Genomic DNA, 23,023 nt, shown 5'->3' with positions numbered 1-23,023 from the left:
CCGCCTTCTTCTTTTCGTGCGTTCTTCGTTTTACGCCATGTTCGTTGAATCCGCATTCATCGAGTGGGTGCGGATCTAACCACTACTCGCCGGTCGGGCTGTAGATGCCTTCCATCCAGGCTTCGACATCGTCGGGCTCACGGGGGAGCGCCGAGCTGAGGTTGACCGGACCGTCCGCCGTCATCAGGATGTCGTCCTCGATCCGGACGCCGATGCCTCGGTACTCCTCGGGAACTGCAAGGTCCTCGTCCTTGAAGTACAAGCCGGGTTCGATGGTGAAGACCATCCCCTCCGTCAGGGTCCCGTCCAGGTAAAGCTCACGTTTGGCCTGGGCGCAGTCGTGCACGTCCATACCGAGGTGGTGGCTGGTGCCGTGCGGCATCCAGCGGCGGTGATGCTGGCCTTCTGGCGAGAGCGCCTCCTCCAGCGGAACCGGAAGGAAACCCCACTCATCCAGCCGTTCAGCCAGGACGGCCACAGCGGCGGCATGCACTTCCCGGAACTTCACGCCAACCTTTGCGGCGGCGAAACCGGCGTCCGCGGCGTCCAGTACGGCCTGGTAGACCCTGCGCTGAATCTCCGAGTATTTCCCATTGACCGGCAGTGTCCGGGTTATGTCCGCGGTATACAGGCTGTCTGCTTCGACGCCGGCGTCCAGGAGCAGCAGGTCCTCAGCGCCCACCTGCCCGTTATTGCGGATCCAGTGGAGGATCGTGGCATTGTTTCCCGAGGCTGCGATGGTGTCGTAACCGAGGTCATTGCCTTCCTCCCGGGCGCGCGCGAAGAAGGCTCCTTCGACAACGCGCTCGCCGCGGGGATGCGTGATGGCGCGCGGCAGTTCCTTGACCACCTCGTGGAAGCCGTTCACCGTTGCCTCCACAGCCTTGCGCATCTGCGCGATCTCCCAATCGTCCTTGATCAGGCGGAGCTCGGACAGGGCCTCCGCGAGCTTTGCGTCGAGCTCGTCGGAGGCCTCCAGGTCCACGGAGGTGTTGATTCGGGAGGTGTCCACCAGGGCGTCCGCGTTCAGGTCTACTTCACGCAGCAACCGGATCCGGATGCCACCGATTTCGACAGCACCCGCGTCCTTCGTGATTGCCGCTTCAAGATCGGCAAGGTCGGCTGTTTCCAGGACCAGCAGCGCGCGCACTTCCGCGCGGGAGAGCCGGGAACCGATCCAGAATTCGCCGTAGCGTGCGTTTGCATAAAATTCCGCGCTGTCCCGGCCGGCCAGTTCACGGAAGTAAAGCGTGGCATGGTGATTGCCGCCGTCGTCGCCCTTGCCCTCTTCGGCAGGTTCCATCACCAGCACTGCGTCCGGCTCGTGATCCAGGCCGAGCCCGGTCAGGTGGGCAAATCCGGAGTGCGGCCGGAAGCGGTAATCGGTGTCGTTGGAACGGACCTTCAACGGCCCGGCGGGAATGACAAGGCGCTCACCCGGGAACTGGCGGGAGATTTTCAGGCGACGCTGGGCGGCGTACCGCGCAACCTCAGCCTCCGCGGGGAGATCAGTACCTTTTGCGGCCCAACTGGAGCTCATGAAGGCCTTGAAAGCATCAGAATCCGGGCGTTGGGACCGGTTCTCGTTGCGACTGGACAGCGGCTGTTCCTCCGGTGTGACAGGTGTGGCGTCACTGCCGGTGCCGGTCGGGGTCATGGTTACTGCCGGTGGGGTGTTCTCTGCTGTACTCACCACACCATGGTCCCACCGGCGGAGAAATGAGCCAAACATCCGGCACCGCCGACACGAGCGGAGCGGGCGTACAGTTGTTTGGTGAGAATTGACCTGCACGCCCATTCCAACGTCTCAGACGGCACTGAAAGTCCTGCGGACCTCATGCGCGCTGCCGCGGCTGCCGGTCTGGATGTCATCGCGCTGACCGATCATGATGCGACCGCCGGATGGGCAGCGGCCACGCAGGAGGCACGGAATCTGTCGCTGGTACTGGTGCCCGGGATGGAGGTGTCCTGCCGCACCGATACGGGTATCAGTGTGCACGTGCTGTCCTACCTGCATGACCCGGAGCACCCGGGCCTGCTCGCTGAGATCGGACGCTCCCGGGACGCTCGGCTTACCCGGGCCGAGCGCATGGTCGAGAAACTCGCCGCCGACTATCCCATTTCCTGGGCGCACGTGCTTGAACACGTTGCTGACGGCGCGACTATCGGGCGGCCACACATTGCGGACACTCTGGTGACGCTGAACGTTGTCGGCACGCGGAGCGAAGCATTCGCGAACATGCTCAGTGCACGCTCGCCCTACTGGGTGAGCCACTATGCACCCCACCCGGCAGACGCCGTCGCACTGGTCCGCGAAGCCGGCGGGGTTCCGGTGTTCGCCCACCCCGTGGCGTCCGCACGTGGGCGGATTGTGGATAGTGCAACCACCGGCGAGATGATCGATGCTGGTCTGCTCGGCCTGGAAATTCATCACAGGGACAATCCTCCGGAGGGGCGGGAGGAGCTTCAACGCATCGCTGCCCGGCACAATCTGCTGGTGACGGGATCCAGTGACTACCACGGAACGGGCAAGCCGAACCGGCTGGGGGAGAACGTTACGAGTTCGGAGATGTTCGCACGCCTGGAGGAGATGGCGACCGGAAGCAGCGTCATCCGGTAGGGGGTGCCAACCATGGGCCGAGGCGCCGGGTCATCACGTCGATTGCCTGTTCATTGCTGTCCACGCAGACGAAGCGCCGCTCAAGTTTGCCTGCGACTGCGCCAAGCGTTCCGGAGCCCGCGAAGAAGTCCAGGACCCAGTCTCCCGGCCGGCTGCTGGCAGCCACCGCACGGCGAACCAGGCCCTCAGGCTTCTGGGTGGGATAGCCGGTCTTTTCCTTGCCCGTCGGGGAAACGATGGTGTGCCACCAGACGTCAGTGGGCAGCTTGCCGAGGGCGACCTTCTCCGGTGTGACGAGACCCGGCGCCATGTACGGCTCACGATCCACCTCGGCACTGTTGAAGTAGTACCCGGACGGATCCTTCACGTACACCAGGATGTTGTCGTGTTTGGCGGGCCAGCGGCTCTTCGCGCGGGCACCGTAGTCGTAGGCCCAGATGATCTCGTTGAGGAAGCATTCGCGACCGAACAGGGCGTCCAGCATCACCTTGGCATAGTGCACTTCGCGGTAGTCCAGATGCACGTAGAGTGTTCCGTCCGTTGCCAGCAGCCGCCACGCCTCCGCCAGGCGGGGCGCAAGGAACTCCCAGTAGTCCTCGAACGCATCGTCGTAGCTCGCGAGCATGCCCTTGACGGTGGAGTAGCTGTGCCCCTTGAATCCGACGCGGTCCCCGGCTCCGGGCGCGCTGCGGACCATCGAGGTCTGCTGCCGGCGCTGAGCGCGGCCGGTATTGAACGGCGGATCCACGTAGATCATGGCGAAGGAGTTGTCCGGCAGCCGGGAAAGGTATTCCAGGTTGTCTGCCTGCACCACAAGGTTGGGTCCATCCGGCCGCCAGGCCGGATGGACCGGTGTTGCTTCCACGCTATTGATCAGCTGTCTGCAGCGGGCTTGGGGATCACTTCGCCGTTGCGCCGACGCGTACGGGACCGGTTGCGTTTGGGCCGCTCGGACCCTTCGGTCCGGTCCGCTTGCCTTGGACCGCTGTCCGCAGAGCGGTCCTCACCGGCTGAGCCGGATCCACCGGTACGACGACGACCGCCTGCCTTTTCATCGGAACCCCGCCGCCCGCTGTTGCCGCCGGAGCGCGCGCGGTCGTTTGTGCGGTTCTTTTTGCCGGTCTCGCCGAGATCCTCGAGCTTCTCGGCGTTGATGCCGGCCAGCTTCCGCTGCGCGCGGGGCAGCCGGCCCTTGGTGCCCTCGGGGATGTCAAGGTCCGTGTACAGGTGCGGTGATGAGGAGTAGGTTTCAACCGGTTCCGCCTGGTCGAGGCCGAGGGCCTTGTTGATCAGGCCCCAGCGGGGAACATCATCCCAGTCGACGAAGGTGACGGCGGTGCCCTTCTTGCCGGCTCGCCCCGTACGTCCCACGCGGTGCAGGTAGGCCTTCTCATCCTCCGGGCACTGGAAGTTGATGACGTGGGTGATGTCCTCAACGTCGATACCGCGGGCCGCAACCTCGGTGGCCACCAGGACATCGATTTTGTCACCGCGGAAGGCCCGCAAGGCCTGCTCGCGCGCTCCCTGGCCGAGGTCGCCGTGGATGGCTCCGGCCGCGAAGCCTCGGTCGATCAGCTTCTCCGAAAGCTTGGCGGCCGTGCGCTTGGTCTTGGTGAAGATGATGGTGCGTCCGCGTCCGCGGGCCTGGAGGATGCGGGCTACAACCTCGTCCTTGTCCAGGTTGTGCGCACGGTAGATAACCTGGCGGATGTCCTTCTTGGTGGCGCCGTCGTCCTCGGGGTCAGCGGCGCGGATGTGCGTCGGGTGGGACATGTAGCGGCGCGCCATGGCAACGACCGGGCCGGGCATAGTGGCCGAGAACAGGAGCGTCTGGCGCACCGAGGGCGTTGCTGACATCAGGGTCTCGACGTCCGGGAGGAACCCGAGGTCCAGCATTTCGTCGGCTTCATCCAGCACCACGATGCGGACGTTCTTGAGCGACAGGATCTTCTGGCGGTACAGGTCGATCAGGCGTCCCGGTGTGCCCACCACAACTTCGGTTCCGCGCTTGAGGGCCTCGATCTGGGGCTCATACGCTCGGCCACCGTAAATGGTGACGATGCGGGCATTGCGCTTTGCCGCAGCCTTCGTCAGGTCAGCGGCAACCTGGACGGCAAGCTCACGCGTGGGTACGACGACAAGCGCCTGCGGAGCACCTGGCGCCGGAAGTTTGTCATAGCCGTCATCCGACGGGCCCACCACGCGCTGCAGCGCGGGCACGCCGAAACCGAGTGTCTTGCCTGTTCCAGTCTTGGCCTGGCCGATGATGTCGTGGCCGCCGAGGGCAATGGAGAGCGTCATGGCCTGAATGGGGAAGGGATGCACGATCCCCGCGTCCGCAAGGGCTTCGACGATATCGGGGCGGACATTGAAGTCAGCGAAGGTCTCAGGAGTTTCCTGATGCGGCTCATCAGTGGTGACGAGGGTTTCTTCTACGAAGATTTCGTCGTCGCTGTTGTCTGCATGGAGGTGGTGGTTGTCTGTGGTCACTCTTACTACCGTTTCGATTAGGCACTGCCGCCGCGCAGGCTCAACGCCGGGCCCGAAAACAGGGGCCCGCTCGGAGCAGGACGAGGCAGGGCGTCCAGTGGAAGCCGATCGCGGGCTAACAACTGCGTCTCGGAAGCGGAACGTTCCGCTTCCGAGCTGGGAAGACTAAGATCGCGTAGGTATTGCGGGTCGATTGCAGGGAGGCCGCCTGTTCGTTGAACTGCGGCCCACCGCGTTCGGAAACTGAAACTAAGTTCTTAAGAACGACCGGGCATCCATTACTACGCGTTCAAGTCTACCCTGCCGCACTTTCACTTTCCGACGGCGACTCCTCCTGCCGAACGCTCCGCACCAGTTCAAAGCGCAGTTCCCGCCGGGCGATATCAGCGGTGACCAACCTGACACGCACCTCATCGCCGGCCGTCATGACGCCGTCGCACCGTGCCTCGACCGCAGGGTCAGCGACCTGAATGACTCCGTGCGGCGCGCCGTTACCGTTGGCGGTGACCGACGCGTCCGGTAACGGCTTCGAGCCCGTGATGACGACGGCGTCGAACTCCTCGCCCACGCGGTTGCTCAGCAATGCTGCCTCCACGGCAGCGATCGCGCCGCTCTCCAGTCGTGAAGCCAGCTGATTCGAGGACGACATCAGAGCATTCAGTTCCGGAAGGGCATTCCGAACCCAGTCGGGAACATCCCTGCCGGCACACAGCGCTTCGCAGGTCACCAGGACAAATCTGTCCACCAGGCGCCTGAGAGGTGCGGTGGTGTGGGCATAGGGTGCGGCGATCGCCGCCTGCTCAACTGACTCGGGAATAGCGCCGTCGAACGATGTATAGCCGGCGCCGCGAAACAGTGACGCAGCAGCATGCATGAGTGAAAGCTGGCGCGGATCTGAGGTGTCGAGGCTGCGCAGGAATTCGCCGTAGGGGACGTTCGCGGGCCAGGAGCGCCCGAGCGCGCGGGCCTGGTGCCGGAACCGGGCAAGGGACGTCTCGTCAGGGGCCGGCATGGTGCGGAGTATCCCCACGCCTCCCTCGAGCATGATTTCGGCGGCCGCCATGCCCGTCATCAGCGAAAGCTGTGCGTTCCAGTCTTCAGACGCAAGGGGCGGGCGCGTGACGATGAAGTAGCGTTCGCCGTCGTGCGCGATTTCCTGCTCCGGAAGGTTCAGGCTTGCGCCGCCGCGCTCCTTCTCGAGTGCGATGCGCTTGGTTCCAATCTCCTTCAGGAGGGTCAGGTTCTCCGCGGCGCCGCCTGAGTCGAGGTCTTCCTGCACCTGGTCGTAGGTGAGTTGCGCACGGCTCCTGACCACAGCACGCCCGACGACGACGGACTCCACCTGTGCGGCCTCGTCCAGTTCGAACTCCCAGACGAAGGCGGACCGGTTCCTGCCCGGCAACAGGCTGGCTGCGTCCTCAGCGATTTTCTCCGGGTGGAGGGAGATGCGGCCGTCCGGTGCGTACATGGTCTGGCCGCGAAGGCGGGCTTCCGTGTCTATCGCACCGCCCGGTGCCACGAAGGCGGGAACATCCGCAATGGCGTACCAGACGCGGTAGCCGGATCCGGCGCGCTCCAGGTGAAAGGCTTGATCCAGATCGGTTGATCCGGGAGGGTCGACTGTGATGAAGCCGAGACCGGTGAGGTCACGTTCCGGCGGTACGAATGAGTCCACAGCAGCCTTCGCCTCCGCCAACACCTCGGGCGGGAAGTCGGCGCGCAGTTCCAGTTCCTGCCGGAGGCTTTCCAGCGCTGCGGTGAGCTGTACCTGGGAGTCCCGGTTGCTCAGATCCAGATGAGAATACGGCACAGTGCCCACCGTAGTACACAGTCAGCTGGAGCAGCGGAAGGAATCGGCGCGCGGGTACCCTTGTTCCCATGACTGCCTTGCATCCGCCTTCCCCGTCGAGCCCTTCGCCAGCATCCCCGGCGGAGAGGGCCGGCACCGGGTTGGGGCCGCTCAATCAGTTTGTTGTCGACCTGTTCGGCGTCATGGCTTATGGCGAGCTTTCGGCGTTTGAGCGCTTGTCCTCGGATGCTCGTTTCTCCCCGACCCTGCGGGACCGGGCTGCGCTGGGACGGCTTGCCGTGACGGAATTCGAGCACTTCGAGATGGTCAGCGCGCACCTTGCGGGCCTCGGTGTTGACGTTGAAGAGGCAATGCGGCCCTTCCAGGCATCGATCGACTCCTTCCACGAGCGGACCCGCCCGGCTGACTGGTACGAGTCGCTGATGAAGGCCTACGTCATTGACGCAATCTCCGGTGACTTCTACACCGCGCTCGCTGAACACCTCGACGACGACACGCGGGAGATTATTGCCCGTATCCAGTCAACTGCCGAGCAGGGGGGTCTGCTGCAGCCACGGTTGAAATCAGCTCTTTCCGACGATCCCCGGCTCGCTTCGCGGCTTGCGCTGTGGGGACGCCGTTTGGTGGGGGAGGCGCTGACCCAGGCGCAACGCGTGGGCATCGAACGCCAGTTCCTGGGCGGGCTCCTGTTCAAGGGCTCTTCTGCGGATCATGAACGGCAGACTGCCCAACTCTTTGCGCAACTCACCCGTAATCATTCGCGCCGTATGAGTTCGTTGGGGCTAACGGCCTGAGTGGAGCTACCCGCGACGTGGGGGTGTTCAGCGGTTGGCGATTCCTTCACTGGCATGTGGATAAGTTTGTTCCACTAGTCCTGCACATTGGTGGTTTTCGGTCGCGGTTAGTACACGTGTTCGATAAAATTTTGGGTATGGCCGTCGCACCGCTCGAACCCCACCCGGAGGATGCTTCCGTCCTGGGTGGGATGCGGTCCGGCTTACTGGCTTACGTGCGGGATCTCGAGTCCAACTACCTGACGCTTAGCCCGCAGGAGGCCGCGGTGACCCTGGTGGAGGTCGAGCAGCTCTCCAACCTGGTCGATCACTTGCAGACTGTGGTTGCCCGTGCCGCTGAGGACCACCAACTCGCTACCGTTGACGCCCTAGATCCGTACAAGAACACTGCGGACTATTTGCGGGCGAAAATCGGTATCAGCCGCTCCGAAGCGAACCGCCGGTTACGCCTCGGACATGACGTCCTGCCCGATGTTCCCGGGCCAGGCGCCACCGCCGCACCTACCCTGGCTGTTCTGGCTGAAGCCACGAGTGCCGGAGCGGTCAGCAGCCGTGCCGCCACCATCATCCGCAACTCCGTGCACCGGGTCTCCACTGTCGCGACCGGCCGTGAGCTGGATGCCATGGAAGAGCACCTGGTCCGCCAGGCCGTTGAGTCCGACGAAGACGTCCTGCGGGCCCTCGCCCAACGCTGGGAAGACATCATCGACCAGGACGGCACCGAGCCCACCGAAAAAACGCTGCGTGCACGTCAGGGTGTGTTCCTGCGCGGCAGACGCCACGGACTGCACTTCATGGAAATCGGCGCCACCGATGAGCAGTTCGAACACCTCATCACCGTCATGAACACCGCCGCCAACCCCAGAACCCACAGCACCACTGGCAACGGAGACCGCACGACCGACGGAGACGGCACGACGGACCGCGGCAAAGAAGCTCTAACCAGTCCGGACGAGCCGACCCGTGAACAGAACCTCCTCGACGGGCTGGTTTCAGCATGCCGGATTGCACTGGCAGGTGATGGTCTTCCAGCGACCGGAGGACACCGACCCCAGGTAATGGTCACCATCAACTACCGTGACCTCCTCAAAGACCTGGCAGACAGCGGACACGACGGGCACGGTGGACATGACGGGCATTCGGTCTTCGCCCAACAGATAAGTGCCCGCAGCATCCGCAAGCTTGCCTGCGATGCCGACATCCTCCCGCTCGTTCTCGGCGGCAAGGGTCAGGTCTTGGACATCGGCCGCGCCCAACGTCTCTTCCCACCGCATCTGCGACGGGCGCTCGTGGCCAGGGACAAGGGGTGCGCGTTCCCCGACTGCACCACGCCCGCAACCTGGTGCGAAGCCCACCACATCATTCCCTGGGCTGCAGGCGGAACCACCAACATCAGCGACGGCGTGCTGCTCTGCACCCGACACCACCACCAGATCCACGAAGGAAACTGGACAGTCGAATCAGTCCACGGAATCCCCTGGTTCACACCACCCAAATACCACGACCCGCAACGAACACCCAGACGCAACCGCTACTGGCAAGTAGAACAAGCCATCCACAACCACCTCGCGCGCTCTGACACCGGCACGAGCTCCAACGCAGAGCCACCCTGACCAACGGCACCGCCCCGGCGCCGGCGGTGCGGGCTGGCGCGGGCGCTGGTTGTGGGGGACACACCGGTTGCGGAGACTACAGCTAGGCGGGAAGTTGTGCCCGGAGCTTCGCCGCCGCTTCCTGCGGATCATCCGCCTCGGTAATGGCCCGGACCACGACCACTCGCGCCGCGCCAGCCGCCACCACCTCTTCCACGTTCAGCAGATCGATTCCGCCAATGGCAAACCAGGGCTTCAACGCCAAACCCTCACGGGCCCGGTCCGCCTCCAGCCGCGCAGCTTCGCGCACCAGTTCGAGGCCCACGGCGGTCCGCCCGGGCTTGGTCGGCGTGGCCCAGACCGGGCCAGTACAGAAGTATCCGACGTCGTCGTTCGCTGCAGCACCGGCCACCTCCGCAGGTGAGTGCGTCGAGAGCCCTATGGTGCCGCCGTCGTGCAGGAATTGTTGCGCGAGCGCAGGAGGAAGGTCCCGCTGCCCAACATGCAGTACCGGGGCGCCGCTGACCGCGGCGATGTCTGCGCGGTCATTGACGGACCAAAGCTTCCCGTGTGCAACGGCGGACGCACGCAGCACCGAAAGCAGCTCGAGCTCCTGTGCGGCTTCCAGGGACTTGTCCCTTAATTGGATGATGTCTACGCCGCCCTCGAAGGCAGCGTCAACGAAAGCGTCGAAGTCTTTTTGCTGTGGTCTCGAATCCGTGCACAGGTAAAGGTGGGCAGCGCTCAGTTTCATACCCCTACAATAAGGGGGTACTGCGGGAGCCGTGCCGCGTCCGGGAATCACCGGTCTGCCACACGGCTGAGAGGGCGTCCGACGCCGACCGCGTTGTGAGAACAACGAACCTGATCCGGATCATGCCGGCGTAGGGAAGGACTCCTGGTGGAGAAACACGTGGACGTCGCTGTGATCGGCGGGGGCATCATTGGGCTTGGGATCGCCTGGGAAGCGATCCGCAGGGGGCATTCGGTCGCACTGGTGGACCCGGATCCCGCAACCGGCGCCACTCAGGCCGCTGCAGGCATGATCGCCCCGGCCAGCGAACTGCATTACCGCGAAGAGCACCTTCTCGAGCTCACGGTGGACTCCGCATGTCGCTACCCGGACTTCCTTTCCTCCCTCGCCTGGACGGGAATTGATCCCGGCTACCGCAAAACCGGCACCCTGGTCCTGGCGATCGACGGCGCCGACCGCACCGCACTCGCTGACCTCCGAGACGTACAGACCCACCATTCCCTGTCCGTTGAACAGGTGTCCCTCCGCGAGGCACGCCGGTCGGAGCCAATGATCGGACCAGCTGCCACCGCGGCGTTCTCCGCGCCGGACGACCACCAGGTCGATCCGCGGAAGCTGGCCGCAGCGCTGCTGGCTGCCCTCGGCGAACGCGGACGCCTGGTCCAGGCACGAGCCTCCGGCCTTGATTATGACGGCCGTCGTGTGACAGGCGCGATCCTTGAAGACGGCAGCGTCCTTCCGGCCCGCCACACTGTCGTTGCGAACGGTCTTGCGGCCGCACAACTTGCAGGGCTGCCGTGCCGGCTTCCGCTGCGGCCAATCTACGGTGACATCCTCCGCCTACGGGTACCCGCTGCACTGCAGCCGCTGCTCAGCCACACCGTTCGCGGTCTGGTGCGTGGTACGGCCGTCTATCTGGTTCCCCGCGCGGACGGAACCGTTGTACTCGGCGCAACAATGCGCGAGGACGGCAACAGCGGCGTGTCAGCAGGGGGCGTCTATCAACTGCTGCGCGACGCCCGCCAGCTCGTTCCGGCCGTTGCTGAGCTTGAACTAGAGGAAGCGCTGTGCCGCGCACGTCCCGGTACGCCGGACAACGCGCCGCTGCTCGGTATTGTCCCCGGAGCTGACGGACTGATCATTGCAACCGGCTTCTTCCGCCACGGAGTACTGCTGACGCCGGTGGCGGCCGCGCTATGCGTGGACCTGCTGGAGGGCAAACCGTGCCCGCCGGGCCTTGAGCGGTACAGGCCGGATCGTTTTGAGGAAGGACAAGCATGAACGCATTGGCCAAAACCGTCACCGTGAACGGGGTGCAATCAGCTACCCTCGCCCTGGACCTGTTGCATCTCGTGGCCGAGCTCACCAGCAAAAATCTGACACCTACCGGGCAACCGGCTGACGGGTCACGCCTTGGTGTGGCCGTGGCGGTCAACTCGGCGGTCATTCCGCGTAGCGAGTGGTCCGGCTGGGAACTGACTGAGGGCGACGACATCGAACTCGTTACTGCCGTACAGGGAGGATGACATGGACCCGAGCACAACGCTGAGCGCCGACACCCTCGTAATCGACGGAATCCCGTTGAACTCCCGGCTGATCATGGGAACCGGGGGAGCGCCCAGCATGGAGGGACTCGGTGAGGCGCTCGCTGCATCAGGGACGGAACTGACCACCGTCGCAATGCGCCGCTACACACCGGAAACAGGAGCATCGCTGTTCCAGCTCCTGCACTCGCAAGGGATGCGTATCCTGCCGAACACCGCCGGATGCTTCACTGCGCGTGAAGCCGTTCTGACTGCTGAGCTTGGCCGGGAGGCACTGGAAACCAACTGGGTCAAGCTCGAAGTCATCGCCGACGAGCACACCCTGCTGCCGGACGCCCTGGAATTGGTGGAAGCAGCCGAAACGCTGGTGTCCCGCGGGTTCACCGTCTTTGCCTACATGAACGACGATCCCGTCCTCGCCCTGCGACTTGAGCAGCTGGGTGCAGCCGTGGTCATGCCGCTGGGTGCACCGATCGGCACAGGACTGGGCATCCTGAATCCCCACAACATTGAGCTCATCGTGTCCCGCGCAGGAGTCCCCATTGTGCTCGACGCCGGAATCGGCACGGCGTCGGATGCGGCCTTCGCGATGGAGCTGGGCTGTGACGCGGTTCTCCTGGCCACAGCGGTAACCCGCGCCCAGGACCCCGTGGCAATGGCGGCCGCGTTTCGGCACGCTGTTCTGGCTGGTCGTCTGGCGTCACGGGCAGGAAGGATACCCAAACGTGAGCATGCGCTCGCTTCGTCACCACACGATGGCCGCGCTGATCTCTAGCTGCACCGATTAGCTGCACCGATTAGCTGTGCCTCTTGGCTGAATCGCCTAGCGGAAGTCAGCTGATCAGCGCCGCTTGAGAATTGCAGTCATGGCCTCTGCGTCTGCCTGCTCGCGGTGACGGCCGAACCACCAGGCGGCACACGCGGTCACGATGGTTGCTGCAACCAGCGGTAGGAGCCAGACCATCCAGAACAGATCAGGATGGTATCCCAACCCCGCGAACTGCAGAATGATCCACAGGATCAGCGCCGAGCTGAGGGAGATCCCGGGAAGCAGCAGCATTCCATATCGATGATGGCGCCGGTCAGCAAACCAGGCGAAGAAACCGATGGAGATGGCGACGCCGGTGACCACAATCAGCGAAACCATGGAGGATCACTCCGGTTAGAGAGCGCCGAACCCGATGCGGCGCGACTCGCTCTCGCCAATCTCGACGTAGCCAAGAACACCGGCGGGAACGATTACCTGGCGCCCCTTGGAATCGGTCAGGCGAAGTTCTGCGCCACCGTTCATTGCTTTGCTGACCACATCGGCAACCTCGTCTGCCGTCTGGTTCGAATCGAGCACAATTTCGCGGTTGACGTTCTGAACGCCGATCTTGATTTCCACAGCTAAAGCCTTTCGTTGACGAGCAAATGACTCTCGGAGGTGCACACCCGGCGCCTCTGAACTAAGGGAAATGTAACTTACATTTCTTTGGGGAACCGACTAATTCCGCGCCAAGCTAAACGGTAGACGAGCTCACTGGCTGCATCGATGTCGAGGCTACCGTCCGTCTCCAGCCAGTATCGGGCGCTGACCTGCGCCATGCCGGCCATAGCCCGCCCAAGCAGGGTTGCCTCCAGATGGGAAAGCCTCGTGTCTCCTGAGATGACGCCGGCGATCTCGTCAGCGAAGCGTGCATTGAACGCTTCAAGGCGGCGGCTGACATCAGGGTCGTTATTGAGGTCCGATTCGAAGACGATCCGGTGGGCCTGGCTGTCCTGCGCGATGAACTGGAAGTATGCGCGCATAGTGGCGTGCACGCGCATCTTGTTGTCCGTGGTGGACCGCAACGCCTCGACCAGCAGTTCGGTCAGCGATGCTAGATGGCTTTCCAGCAGTGCAAGGTACAAGTCCCTTTTCCCGGGAAAGTGTTGGTACAGCACCGGTTTGCTGACATGCGCAACTTCGGCGATCTCATCCATTGCCGCGCCGTGGTATCCATTCGCGACGAACACCTCATGGGCGGCGCTCAGCAATTGCCGCCGCCGCTCGTCCCGCGGCAGCCGGGTGGCTTTTCCGTTTGCCGGTGCCTCTGAACTCACGTGTCTGGGCTTTCGGTTGTGTGTCTCATACGGACCTGAATCCCCAGCCGTGCAGCGGGGTTCTCCAGTCTACTGCGCAACGGGCGGCAACGGGCTCTGACGGCATCCGAGTGGGTCGTGCAGTGGACGCCGCAACAGTGTTACGCAACAGGCAGCCCGTGGGCATACATTGAAGCATGCGTCCTTTGACTCTTTCCCCCGGCCCGTTGGTGGAACCCCTCGCCGAGCTCAGCAAGGAAGAGATAGAGCGGTATTCACGTCACCTCATCCTTCCGGAGTTCGGACTTGAAGCCCAAAAGCGCCTCAAGAACGCGCGGGTCCTGGTGATTGGTGCCGGCGGCCTGGGCTCACCTGCGATCCTCTATCTTGCCGCGGCCGGAGTAGGAACGCTCGGAATTGTGGATGACGACGTCGTCGACGTCTCCAACCTGCAGCGGCAGGTAATTCACGGGGTGGGCAATGTCGGCCAGACTAAAGCTAGCTCGGCCGAGCAAAGCATCGTGGACCTCAATCCGCACGTAGCGGTGATCCGGCACGAGGTACGTCTGGACAACAGCAACGTCATCGAAATTTTTTCCGGGTATGACCTGATCCTTGACGGTACGGATAATTTCGCTACCCGGTACCTCGTCAGCGACGCCGCAGAGATCCTCGGTAAACCTTATGTCTGGGGCTCCATCCTGCGTTTCGACGGTCAGGTGAGCGTCTTCTGGGCCGAGCCCTCGGTGGGAGGCCCCAGTTACCGTGATCTCTACCCGGAAGCGCCTCCGCCGGGTGCAGTTCCATCCTGCGCTGAAGGAGGCGTGCTCGGTGTGTTGTGCGCGCAAATCGGCTCAGTGATGGTCAACGAGGCGATCAAGCTGATCACCGGGATCGGTTCAACGCTTTTGGGACGGGTACTGATTTTCAATGCACTCGACATGACGTGGCGCGAACTGCGGGTACGCAGAGATCCTTCGGCTGCGCCGATCACTGAACTCTCCGACTATGAAGCGTTCTGCGGACTTACGCCGAACACTGAGCAGGAACCGGAAGAATTGCCCTCGATTACCGCCGCACAACTGGAGGAACTGCTGAAGGAACGTGCTGCGGGTAGGCGTGACTTCGACCTGATAGACGTGCGCGAACCGGGCGAATATGACATTGTCCGCATCGAAGGAGCCACTCTAATGCCCCAGAACCGGATCCTTTCAGGCGAGACAGAACTCGACACTGCCCGGGAAATGTATGTCCACTGCAAAGCCGGCAGCCGTTCCGCCAATGTCGTCCGGCATCTTCGCGAACAGGGTGCGGGCAGGGTCTATAACGTGGAGGGCGGAATCCTGCAGTGGGTCCATGACGTCGAACCGGAGAAACCTGTGTACTGAGCAGTATCCAGCAGTATCCAGCAGTATCCAGCAGTACTAAGCAGGTGCCGGAAAACGCGGGCGCCGCCCGAAACTTCAGACAGTTCCGGTGCGGGCTTCCAACTCGTGAACAGGACAGCTCTGTTCCGGCGGCGGTGCAGCGGCGTCCTCAGGTTCGATCCCGTACAGGGCCTCCAGTGCAGAGGTGTAGTCTTCCTGCCGTCCCTCCGCGGCGAGCTGCCGCGCACGAACCGTGGGAACGTGAAGGAGTTGGCGGACCATCCGGCGCAACGCAAACTCCACCTCTTCTGCTGCAGCGGTGCAGCCGTGCTGCGCACGGACACGGGCCATCTCGGCGTCGAGCACCTGTTGAGTGTGCTTGCGAAGGGCCACGATTGCAGCATCAACGGACCGCGAAGCGGCCTGTTCCTGGAAGGCCTCGGCCGCACCGGACACCAACTCACCGGCCTGGCGAAGTGATTCCGCCTGTTCTTCAGGTGCGGCCAGGCGCACCGACTCCAGCGTGATGAGTTCCACGTTCTGCACAGAAGCCACCTCGGGATCGAAGTCGTGGTTCAGTGCGAGGTCTACGATCACGAGGGTGCGGTCAACGCCTTCCCTCAGTTGCTGCATGTCGGCAGCGCTGACCCGGCGTTCACTGCCGCTGCAGCCTATGACGACATCCGCGCGAGTGAGCGCACCGGGCAGTGCTTCGTCTGAGAGGGCGGTTCCGCCGCGCGTGGCGACAAAACCCTCAGCCCGCCCCGAGGGGGAGTAGACGGAAACATCTGTGCAGCCGCGTTCGCGGAGGAGTGCCATGGTAGCTCCCGCGTAGGCGCCGGTACCAAAGACAACCACTGACTTCTCCGAGAGGTCGCGGGTACTTGAGAGGTCCGCAGCGAGGTCGAGGGCAACCGAGACAATGGAGCGTCCGCGCGCTCCGAGGGCGGTTTGCGCCCCGACATCACGGGCAGTACGGGAGGCTGCCTGGAAGAGCCGCACAAGACCGCCGCTGGCGGTTCCCGTGCTTTGGGACTCGACGAGCGCACGACGCACCTGGCCAGCTATTTCCCGTTCGCCGACGACGGCGGAATCCAGCCCTGCGCTCACGCTGAAGAGGTGGCGCGGTACATCCTGCCCGGTGAGGGTGGTGAATGATCCGGAGACCTTGCTCTTCGGCAACCCGGAGGTGTCACTGATTGCTGCAATAAGCGATGAGCGGGCTGCCTCGATATCCGCGTCAGAGGTGGCCTCGCCGTAGATTTCAAAGCGGTTACAGGTGGCAAGCGATACCGCGCCGGCAAGCGCCGGGCTGTCTTGAAGCGCGGATGAAGCAACCTGGGCGGCCCCGACGCTCAGCCGGGCGACCGTCTCCAGGTCGATATCCGAGTGGGTCGCGACCAAGGAAAAGTAATTCACAGCCATTCCAGCATAGCCAAGACGGGCATCGGGACCCTAATAGGGTTGCCTAACCCACCAAGGTCCTTACAGCGTCGGAATCCGCGCCCTTGAGCGGAAGTGAAGGCGGATGGCCGCTTCGGTTCGTCCCTGCAGGAAGGTGATTTCGACCACCAGCGAGGAACGCGGTTATCCAAGCGGGTCGAACTTCGGCAGAATCGACCCATGACCCTCAGCGCAACGCACCCCCTGACGGACGGAACGACGTCGGAGTCTCCGCTTATCCAGTCCTACCTCGGCCGGACACCGTCCCGCAGACCCGTCTGGTTCATGCGGCAGGCGGGACGCTCGTTGCCGGAGTACCGCGCGCTGCGGGAGGGCACAGCCATGCTTGACGCCTGCCTTGATCCCGCCATGGCCGCCGAGATCACCCTGCAGCCTGTGCGGCGCCATGACGTCGACGCCGCCATCTTCTTCTCCGACATCGTGATCCCGCTCAAGCTCGCAGGCGTGGACGTGGACATTGTGCCCGGTGTTGGCCCCGTTCTGGGAAGCCCCATCCGCAGCGCGGCGGACATCGCAGCGTTACCTGAACTGACGGACCGGGCACTGAATCCGATCCGGGAGGCGGTGGCCCGTACCGTCGCTGAACTGGGAAGCACGCCGCTGATCGGCTTTGCAGGCGCTCCATTCACGCTCGCTGCCTATATGGTCGAGGGCAGGCCGTCCCGCGATCACCTGGGTCCCCGCACCATGATGCACGCGGATCCCGATGCCTGGCGGGCACTCACCGAGTGGGCGGCAGACGCCTCCGGCCTGTTCCTGCGGGCGCAGCTGGAAGCCGGCGCCAGTGCCGGTCAGCTGTTCGATTCGTGGGCCGGATCGCTGGGGCTAGACGACTACGTAGAGCACGTTGCGCCGGCGTCATCCCGTGCGCTCGATCATATCCGTGACCTCGGAGCACCGCTCGTGCATTTCGGAACGGGCACCTCGGAGCTCCTGGTGGCCATGCGGGATGTCGGCGTCGATGTGGTGGGAGTGGACTACCGCCTTCCGCTCGACGAAGCCAACAGGAGACTCGGCGGAACGGTCGCGCTGCAGGGCAACATCGATCCAGCTCTCCTCTCGGCACCGTGGGAGGTACTCGAAGCGCACGTACGGGCAGTGCTGGAAGCGGGATCGTCTGCTCCCGGTCACGTGGTCAACCTCGGGCACGGCGTTCCGCCCGATGCTGACCCCGAGGTGTTGACCAGGGTAGTTTCACTCATTCATTCGGTGCCGCCGAGCCGATGATCCGAGGGAAGCAGGTCGAGGCTGGCCCCGCCGTCGTCATCATCGGAGGCGGGATCGCCGGATTGTGCGCTGCGCGGGAACTGGTGGTGGCGGGTCTGCACGTGACCGTGCTTGAATCCTCTGCGGTGTTCGGAGGGTCCGTAGCCAGCCATGAACTGGCCGGACTAACGCTCGACGCCGGTGCGGAGTCGTTCTCGACCCGCTCCGACACTGTGCCGGCTCTGGCGCGTGAGCTCGGGCTGGGCAACTTGATCCGCACCCCGAATGGGGCCGGTGCGTGGCTGTACCTGCGGTCAGCGGAGAGCGGGTCCACCGCGGTCCCGCTGCCACAATCCGGAATCCTTGGGATACCCGCGGATGTGCGCGATCCTGCGCTGCCCGGGCTGATCGGGCGTGCAGCGAGCCTCAGGGCGGGCCTGGACCGTGCGTTGCCCCTGGGCAACCTGCTGAACCAGGATCAGCTCAGCCTCGGTGCGGTGGTACGCGCCCGGATGGGGCCGGAGGTGCTGAAGCGGTTGGTGGCTCCCGTCGTCGGTGGTGTGCTCTCGGCTGATCCTGATGACCTCGATGTCGACGCGGCCGCCCCCGGATTACGGGCGATGATGCGTAAGCACGGATCGCTCGGCGCGGCAGTGGGCGCCATGCGGAAAGCTGCGCCGGCGGGCACCGCCGTCGCGGGTCTTGAGGGTGGGATGCACCAGTTGGCGTCTGCGCTGTCCCAGCGCCTGGAGCGTGACGGCGCAGTCCTTCGGGCATCGGAGCGCGTGCAGCGCGTGCAGCGCACTGCCAACGGTTGGACCGTGACCACCCGGACCGGCGCTATGCAGACCGATGCCGTGGTGGTTGCAACTGACGGTCCCACCGCCGTCGACCTGCTGACGCCGACGGTACCGGGACTGGCCGACGACCGTCCGGCTGTGGTACCGGCGGTGGCTCTGGTCAGCCTGGTGGTTGATGTGCCGGAGCTCGATGCGGCGCCGCGCGGGACGGGCGTGCTGGTAGCCAGGGATGCGCCCGGTATGCGGGCAAAGGCGTTGACTCACGCCACCGCCAAGTGGCTGTGGTTGGCCGAGCGGGCAGGCCCGGGAAGCCATGTGCTGCGCCTGTCCTTCGGTCGCGGCGCAGTTGACGACGAAGCGGCACAACAACCCGACGCTGACCTCTATCTGGCCGCCTTGCAGGATGCATCGGCGCTTCTTGGGGTCGAGATCACGCAGACGGACGTCGTTGACTGGGACGTAGTGAGATGGACGAATGCACTGCCGCACGCCACGCTGGGGCACCGGGACCGGGTTGCCCGCATTCGCGCTGCGGCAGCCGCTGAGCCCGGGCTTGAACTCACCGGTGCATGGCTTGCGGGCACGGGGCTGGTAGCGGTGATCGACAATGCCCGTGACCGCGGGGCTGCACTGGCCAGGCGCCTGCTCGCGGATCGTTGACACCCGGCGTTGTGAGATTGGTAACCTTCTACTGACTGTAGAACTCTCTAATTTTTATTTGCCTGTTGACAGGAGCAGACTGGATCCATGAGCGAAAATGCGGGCTATAACCACGTGCAGAGTACCTCCGCCAGCCACACGTCGCAGAGCGGTGAGGACACTGAAACGGATCAGTTCTACACGCTCTGGACAGTCTTCAAGCGGTCGGCCGGGGCTCCGGACAGCGGCGCAGCGCTCGAAGCCGCCGCTTCCGAACTTGAGGCAGCAGGCGTCAGTGTCCGCGGCTTCTATGACGTCTCCGCCATGCGTGCAGACGCAGACATCATGATCTGGCTCCACGGTTCCCAGGCGGAGGATCTCCAGAGCGCCGTCCGTACCCTCCGTCGGACGGCAACCCTCGCCGGTGCAGACATCGCGTGGTCCGCCATGGGCGTACACCGTGATGCCGAGTTCTCCAAGAGCCATTCGCCCGCGTTCGCCCGCGGAGTGGCGCCGGCGGAATGGGTCTGTGTCTATCCCTTTGTGCGGTCCTATGACTGGTACATCCTTCCCAGCGAGGAACGCCGCGAAATGCTCTACGACCACGGCATGAAGGGGCGCAAGTTCCCCCAGGTGCTCTCTAACACGGTGTCCTCGTTTGCCCTTGGCGACTGGGAATGGATTCTGGCCCTGGAAGCTCCCGAGCTCGTGGATCTGGTGGATCTCATGCGCCACTTGCGGGAAACCGAAGCCCGGCGGCATGTCCGCGAAGAAGTTCCGTTCTACACGGGCCGGCGGATCGACGCCCGGGAAGTAGCAGAGGTACTCCGATGAGCACGTCCACGTTCAATCCACTTGACGGCGTCGATGAAAACGGACGGATGGCACCGAAGAATTACGACGCGATCGTGCTTGCGTCCTTTGGCGGCCCCGAAGGCCAGGATGATGTCATTCCCTTCCTCCGCAACGTCACCCGCGGCCGCGGCATCCCCGACGAGCGTCTGGAAGAGGTCTCGCACCACTACCGGGCCAACGGCGGCATTAGTCCGATCAACCAGCAGAACCGCGAACTGAAGGCCGCGATGGAGGCAGAGCTTGCCCGCCGCGGCATTGACCTGCCGGTGCTGTGGGGCAACCGGAACTGGGCCCCCTTCATTGCGGACACCCTGAAGGAAGCGTACGACGCCGGTCACCGCCGGATCCTGGCCGTCACCACCAGTGCATACTCCTGCTACTCCAGCTGCCGGCAGTACCGGGAGGACCTCGGTATGGCGCTGGTTGAAACTGGGCTGGCCGGCCGGCTTGAAGTGGACAAGGTCCGCCAGTACTTCGATCACCCCGGGTTTGTGGAGCCGTTCGTCGAGGGAGTCACCCGCGGGTTGAAGTCCGTTCAGGAACGCCTCGCCGCAGACGGCGAGTCCGGGGCTCCGGTGCATATCATGTTCGCCACCCACTCCATTCCCACCGCTGACGCCGAAGCCGCCGGCCCCCGGAACGAAGCCGGCGGGCCGGTCCTCGATGAGGGCGCCTACGTTGCCCAGCACCTTGCCACTGCGCAGGCTGTACTAGACCGCGTGCCGGCGGCGGCAGATTCCGAATGGTCGCTCGTGTACCAGTCGCGATCGGGGGCACCGCACGTGCCATGGCTGGAGCCGGACATCAACGACGCCCTAGGTGACCTCGCGGCCACCGGTGTCAAGGGTGTTGTCATCGTGCCGCTGGGATTCGTGAGTGACCACATGGAGGTTGTCTGGGACCTTGATACCGAGGCGATGGAAACCTGCGCGGAACTGGGTTTGGTAGCCGAGCGCGTTCCGACGCCCGGCACGCATGCGAAATTCGTCAGCGGCCTCATTGACCTGGTCAGCGAGCGCACCGCGGACAACACCATCATCGAGCGGCCCTCCACCACGGACCTTGGTCCCTGGTATGACGTCTGCAGGCCCAACTGCTGCGCAAACCGCAGGGGAGAGAAGCCCACTGTAGCCGGTGCCGATTCCACCGTCGGGCTCCCGGGAGCAGAACAGGCATGACCCCGGCCGTGCGGGTAGGAACCCGTGCCAGTGCGCTCGCGCTGACGCAGACCACGACGGTGGCGGAATCGCTCGCAGCTCTGGGCGAATTCGGCTACGAGCTCGTGCGCGTGAGCACCACCGGCGACGTCAACCGTGCGTCACTGTCCCAGATCGGCGGCACCGGTGTCTTTGTGGCAGCCCTTCGCGAGGCACTGCTGGATGACAACTGCGACGTCGCGGTCCATTCCCTCAAGGATCTACCGACAGGGGAAGCCGAAGGCCTTACCGTTGCGGCTGTCCCCGAACGCGCCGATATCCGGGATGCACTGTGCGCCCGCGACGGACTGACACTGGCCGGGCTGCCCGAAGGCTCCAGTGTAGGGACCGGTTCTCCGCGACGCGCTGCACAGCTCAGGGCTGCCCGTCCTGACCTTTCCATCATCGATATCCGCGGCAATGTGGATACCCGCCTGGCCCGGGTCGCCGGCCTGGTGGATGGCGGACCGGGGGACCTCGACGCCGTGGTGCTGGCCGCAGCGGGCCTGACGCGCCTCGGCCGCCAGGGGCTCATCACGGAGTATCTGGCGCCCGAATTGATGCTGCCCGCGCCGGGGCAGGGCGCACTGGCTGTCGAATGCCGCTCCGACGACGCCGGTGCCTCCGTTTTCGCCCAGGCTCTCCGACAGTATGATCACTTACCCACCCGACTCGCCGTTACGGCTGAACGGGCGGTTCTGCGCAGGCTCGAAGCCGGCTGCACGGCTCCTATCGGGGCCCATGCCACAGTGACTGACGACGTGCTGACCCTGGAAGCTGTGGTGTGCAGCGCAGACGGCGGCCGCTTGCTGCGCCGCACAGAAATCACCGCGGACCTTTCAGTGGGTGGAGCAACCAGCGCCGGCGTCGTGCTGGCCGAAGAACTGCTCGCGAGCGGTGCGGCGGAAATTGCCGGGCTCAGCGCGGATCTATGACCGTCGGTCGCACTAACGGTGATCTGTCAGGACTGACCGTCGCGCTGCTCCGGAGTGCGGATCGGGGTGCCGCAATGGCAGCGGAACTGACCCGGCGTGGCGCAAAGACGCTGTTGGTTCCGCTGATCGACTGGGAACTTCCCGCAGATACCGCTGAGTTGGACCGGTTCCTGGATGCTGCAGATTCCTACGATTGGCTTGTGCTCACGAGCGTTACAGCCGTGCGCGTTCTAGCGCAGCGGGCACGCGTTCGGCGGGTTTCCCTGTCATCGCTCATCGGTTCCGTAAAGGTAGCCGCCGTTGGAGCCGCTACCGGTGCTGCGCTCGCGGAACTCGGAGTGAACGTTCAGCTGACCCCAGAGGAGGACCAATCTGCTGAAGGGCTTCTGGCAGAACTGCCTGCGCAGCCGGCTCGTGCCCTGCTGCCCCAATCGGATCTTGCCGCCGACACGCTGCGGGCAGGCCTGGCCGGCCGCGGCTGGATGATCGACGCGGTCACCGCCTACGTCACTGTCGGTTATCCCGCTGCTGCCGAACGGCGGGTCAGTGCCGTCAACGACGGTGCTGACACCGGCGACTCGGTCGACGGCGATACCGTCAACGCCAACCCCGGCGAGCCGGCAGGAACGGTCACGCAAAAGGAATTGTTGGGCGACCTTCGGCAGGGAAGAATCGACGTCGTCGTTCTCACGTCACCCAGCATCGCGGCCCGGCTGCATGCCATGATGGAATCGCTGCCCGGCACCGTGGCAACGGTCGCCATCGGGCGCCGCACGGAGCGGGACGCGTCAGCGCTGGGAATGCGGATCGACGCAACAGCATCCGCCCCCAGCCCGGCAGGAATTGCAGATGCGGTGAGCACCGCCGTCGTCAATCATCGGAAGAGGAACTAA

At 64.2% G+C, this 23,023-nt stretch carries 22 protein-coding genes; 13 read left to right on the top strand and 9 right to left on the bottom strand.

Features of this window, described 5'->3' with window-relative positions:
• Window positions 1-82: 82 nt before the first annotated feature.
• Window positions 83-1,657: an aminopeptidase P family protein gene (locus P4U43_RS04430; RefSeq protein WP_277357691.1), complete on the bottom strand. Its 1,575-nt coding sequence runs from the start codon at window positions 1,655-1,657 to the stop codon at window positions 83-85.
• Window positions 1,658-1,774: 117 nt separating this feature from the next.
• On the opposite strand from P4U43_RS04430, the gene P4U43_RS04425 reads away from it, so the two are divergent.
• Window positions 1,775-2,620, top strand: coding sequence for a PHP domain-containing protein (locus P4U43_RS04425; RefSeq protein WP_277357635.1), 846 nt, complete (start codon window positions 1,775-1,777; stop codon window positions 2,618-2,620).
• On the opposite strand, the gene P4U43_RS04420 is transcribed toward P4U43_RS04425, so the two are convergent.
• The 3 genes from P4U43_RS04420 to P4U43_RS04410 all read right to left on the bottom strand — a co-directional run bounded on the left by P4U43_RS04420 (window position 2,610) and on the right by P4U43_RS04410 (window position 6,920).
• The gene (locus tag P4U43_RS04420) at window positions 2,610-3,494 is read right to left on the bottom strand and encodes a DNA-methyltransferase (protein WP_277357690.1); all 885 of its coding nucleotides are present in this window, start codon (window positions 3,492-3,494) and stop codon (window positions 2,610-2,612) included. The genes P4U43_RS04425 and P4U43_RS04420 overlap by 11 nt on opposite strands.
• The gene (locus P4U43_RS04415; protein ID WP_277357634.1) at window positions 3,494-5,110 is read right to left on the bottom strand and encodes a DEAD/DEAH box helicase; all 1,617 of its coding nucleotides are present in this window, start codon (window positions 5,108-5,110) and stop codon (window positions 3,494-3,496) included. Before P4U43_RS04415 ends, P4U43_RS04420 begins: the two co-directional genes overlap by 1 nt.
• A gap of 295 nt (window positions 5,111-5,405) precedes the next feature.
• Entirely contained in the window at window positions 5,406-6,920 is a 1,515-nt protein-coding gene (locus P4U43_RS04410) for an RNB domain-containing ribonuclease (RefSeq protein WP_277357633.1), read from the bottom strand.
• Window positions 6,921-6,988: 68 nt separating this feature from the next.
• Here P4U43_RS04410 and P4U43_RS04405 point away from each other — a divergent pair, with 68 nt between their 5' ends.
• Window positions 6,989-7,714: a ferritin-like fold-containing protein gene (locus P4U43_RS04405; protein WP_277357632.1), complete on the top strand. Its 726-nt coding sequence runs from the start codon at window positions 6,989-6,991 to the stop codon at window positions 7,712-7,714.
• Window positions 7,715-7,851: 137 nt separating this feature from the next.
• A complete protein-coding gene (locus tag P4U43_RS04400; RefSeq protein WP_277357631.1) occupies window positions 7,852-9,327 on the top strand; it encodes an HNH endonuclease signature motif containing protein in 1,476 nt (491 codons plus the stop codon).
• Between the two features lie 82 nt (window positions 9,328-9,409).
• Here P4U43_RS04400 and thiE read toward each other — a convergent pair whose 3' ends face one another.
• A complete protein-coding gene (thiE, locus tag P4U43_RS04395; RefSeq protein ID WP_277357630.1) occupies window positions 9,410-10,060 on the bottom strand; it encodes a thiamine phosphate synthase in 651 nt (216 codons plus the stop codon).
• 147 nt (window positions 10,061-10,207) lie between these two features.
• On the opposite strand from thiE, the gene thiO reads away from it, so the two are divergent.
• The 3 genes from thiO to P4U43_RS04380 are packed head-to-tail and all read left to right on the top strand — an operon-like array spanning window position 10,208 to window position 12,379.
• Window positions 10,208-11,341 carry a glycine oxidase ThiO gene (thiO, locus tag P4U43_RS04390; RefSeq protein ID WP_277357629.1) on the top strand — a complete coding sequence of 378 codons (1,134 nt, stop codon included), beginning with the start codon at window positions 10,208-10,210 and terminating at the stop codon, window positions 11,339-11,341.
• The gene (gene thiS / locus P4U43_RS04385) at window positions 11,338-11,586 is read left to right on the top strand and encodes a sulfur carrier protein ThiS (RefSeq protein WP_277357628.1); all 249 of its coding nucleotides are present in this window, start codon (window positions 11,338-11,340) and stop codon (window positions 11,584-11,586) included. Before thiO ends, thiS begins: the two co-directional genes overlap by 4 nt.
• 1 nt (window position 11,587) lies before the next feature.
• On the top strand, window positions 11,588-12,379 hold the full coding sequence (locus P4U43_RS04380; protein ID WP_277357627.1) for a thiazole synthase: 792 nt from the start codon (window positions 11,588-11,590) through the stop codon (window positions 12,377-12,379).
• 66 nt (window positions 12,380-12,445) lie between these two features.
• Here the strand turns inward: P4U43_RS04380 and P4U43_RS04375 are convergent, their stop codons facing one another.
• The 3 genes from P4U43_RS04375 to P4U43_RS04365 form a co-directional block, all read right to left on the bottom strand.
• Window positions 12,446-12,751: a hypothetical protein gene (locus tag P4U43_RS04375; RefSeq protein WP_277357626.1), complete on the bottom strand. Its 306-nt coding sequence runs from the start codon at window positions 12,749-12,751 to the stop codon at window positions 12,446-12,448.
• 15 nt (window positions 12,752-12,766) lie between these two features.
• Window positions 12,767-12,991 carry a DUF3107 domain-containing protein gene (locus P4U43_RS04370; protein WP_056549637.1) on the bottom strand — a complete coding sequence of 75 codons (225 nt, stop codon included), beginning with the start codon at window positions 12,989-12,991 and terminating at the stop codon, window positions 12,767-12,769.
• A gap of 77 nt (window positions 12,992-13,068) precedes the next feature.
• Window positions 13,069-13,689: a TetR/AcrR family transcriptional regulator gene (locus P4U43_RS04365; RefSeq protein WP_056549639.1), complete on the bottom strand. Its 621-nt coding sequence runs from the start codon at window positions 13,687-13,689 to the stop codon at window positions 13,069-13,071.
• Window positions 13,690-13,865: 176 nt separating this feature from the next.
• Between P4U43_RS04365 and moeB the strand changes: the two genes are divergently transcribed.
• Window positions 13,866-15,056 carry a molybdopterin-synthase adenylyltransferase MoeB gene (gene moeB / locus P4U43_RS04360; protein WP_449658165.1) on the top strand — a complete coding sequence of 397 codons (1,191 nt, stop codon included), beginning with the start codon at window positions 13,866-13,868 and terminating at the stop codon, window positions 15,054-15,056.
• 75 nt (window positions 15,057-15,131) lie between these two features.
• Here moeB and P4U43_RS04355 read toward each other — a convergent pair whose 3' ends face one another.
• Window positions 15,132-16,460 carry a glutamyl-tRNA reductase gene (locus tag P4U43_RS04355; protein WP_277357624.1) on the bottom strand — a complete coding sequence of 443 codons (1,329 nt, stop codon included), beginning with the start codon at window positions 16,458-16,460 and terminating at the stop codon, window positions 15,132-15,134.
• Window positions 16,461-16,658: 198 nt separating this feature from the next.
• On the opposite strand from P4U43_RS04355, the gene hemE reads away from it, so the two are divergent.
• The 6 genes from hemE (at window position 16,659) to P4U43_RS04325 (ending at window position 23,023) form a co-directional block, all read left to right on the top strand.
• Window positions 16,659-17,726: a uroporphyrinogen decarboxylase gene (hemE, locus tag P4U43_RS04350; RefSeq protein ID WP_277357623.1), complete on the top strand. Its 1,068-nt coding sequence runs from the start codon at window positions 16,659-16,661 to the stop codon at window positions 17,724-17,726.
• Window positions 17,723-19,165, top strand: coding sequence for a protoporphyrinogen oxidase (gene hemG, locus P4U43_RS04345; protein WP_277357622.1), 1,443 nt, complete (start codon window positions 17,723-17,725; stop codon window positions 19,163-19,165). Before hemE ends, hemG begins: the two co-directional genes overlap by 4 nt.
• An 87-nt stretch (window positions 19,166-19,252) precedes the next feature.
• Entirely contained in the window at window positions 19,253-19,978 is a 726-nt protein-coding gene (gene hemQ, locus P4U43_RS04340; protein WP_277357621.1) for a hydrogen peroxide-dependent heme synthase, read from the top strand.
• Complete coding sequence (locus tag P4U43_RS04335; RefSeq protein WP_277357620.1) at window positions 19,975-21,177, top strand: ferrochelatase; 1,203 nt, start codon at window positions 19,975-19,977, stop codon at window positions 21,175-21,177. The genes hemQ and P4U43_RS04335 overlap by 4 nt, the downstream gene beginning before the upstream one ends.
• Window positions 21,174-22,130, top strand: a complete 957-nt coding sequence (gene hemC, locus P4U43_RS04330) for a hydroxymethylbilane synthase (RefSeq protein ID WP_277357619.1) — start codon at window positions 21,174-21,176, stop codon at window positions 22,128-22,130. The genes P4U43_RS04335 and hemC overlap by 4 nt, the downstream gene beginning before the upstream one ends.
• Window positions 22,127-23,023 carry a uroporphyrinogen-III synthase gene (locus P4U43_RS04325; protein WP_277357618.1) on the top strand — a complete coding sequence of 299 codons (897 nt, stop codon included), beginning with the start codon at window positions 22,127-22,129 and terminating at the stop codon, window positions 23,021-23,023. Before hemC ends, P4U43_RS04325 begins: the two co-directional genes overlap by 4 nt.

The organism is Arthrobacter vasquezii (genome assembly GCF_029455255.1).
In the GTDB taxonomy this organism is placed as follows: Bacteria; Actinomycetota; Actinomycetes; order Actinomycetales; family Micrococcaceae; genus Arthrobacter_D; species Arthrobacter_D parietis.
The sequence above is the reverse complement of the archived record's forward strand: the minus strand, read 5'-3'. Positions and strand labels throughout refer to the sequence as shown.

Excerpts from the sequence above, each read along its gene's own strand:
- hemC (WP_277357619.1), top strand. The coding sequence starts at position 21,174 with ATGACCCCGGCCGTGCGGGTAGGAACCCGTGCCAGTGCGCTCGCGCTG.
- P4U43_RS04430 (WP_277357691.1), bottom strand. The coding sequence starts at position 1,657 with ATGACCCCGACCGGCACCGGCAGTGACGCCACACCTGTCACACCGGAG.
- P4U43_RS04400 (WP_277357631.1), top strand. The coding sequence starts at position 7,852 with ATGGCCGTCGCACCGCTCGAACCCCACCCGGAGGATGCTTCCGTCCTG.
- P4U43_RS04355 (WP_277357624.1), bottom strand. The coding sequence starts at position 16,460 with ATGGCTGTGAATTACTTTTCCTTGGTCGCGACCCACTCGGATATCGAC.
- P4U43_RS04405 (WP_277357632.1), top strand. The coding sequence starts at position 6,989 with ATGACTGCCTTGCATCCGCCTTCCCCGTCGAGCCCTTCGCCAGCATCC.
- thiE (WP_277357630.1), bottom strand. The coding sequence starts at position 10,060 with ATGAAACTGAGCGCTGCCCACCTTTACCTGTGCACGGATTCGAGACCA.
- hemE (WP_277357623.1), top strand. The coding sequence starts at position 16,659 with ATGACCCTCAGCGCAACGCACCCCCTGACGGACGGAACGACGTCGGAG.
- P4U43_RS04375 (WP_277357626.1), bottom strand. The coding sequence starts at position 12,751 with ATGGTTTCGCTGATTGTGGTCACCGGCGTCGCCATCTCCATCGGTTTC.
- thiS (WP_277357628.1), top strand. The coding sequence starts at position 11,338 with ATGAACGCATTGGCCAAAACCGTCACCGTGAACGGGGTGCAATCAGCT.
- hemG (WP_277357622.1), top strand. The coding sequence starts at position 17,723 with ATGATCCGAGGGAAGCAGGTCGAGGCTGGCCCCGCCGTCGTCATCATC.
- P4U43_RS04380 (WP_277357627.1), top strand. The coding sequence starts at position 11,588 with ATGGACCCGAGCACAACGCTGAGCGCCGACACCCTCGTAATCGACGGA.
- hemQ (WP_277357621.1), top strand. The coding sequence starts at position 19,253 with ATGAGCGAAAATGCGGGCTATAACCACGTGCAGAGTACCTCCGCCAGC.
- P4U43_RS04335 (WP_277357620.1), top strand. The coding sequence starts at position 19,975 with ATGAGCACGTCCACGTTCAATCCACTTGACGGCGTCGATGAAAACGGA.
- P4U43_RS04325 (WP_277357618.1), top strand. The coding sequence starts at position 22,127 with ATGACCGTCGGTCGCACTAACGGTGATCTGTCAGGACTGACCGTCGCG.
- moeB (WP_449658165.1), top strand. The coding sequence starts at position 13,866 with ATGCGTCCTTTGACTCTTTCCCCCGGCCCGTTGGTGGAACCCCTCGCC.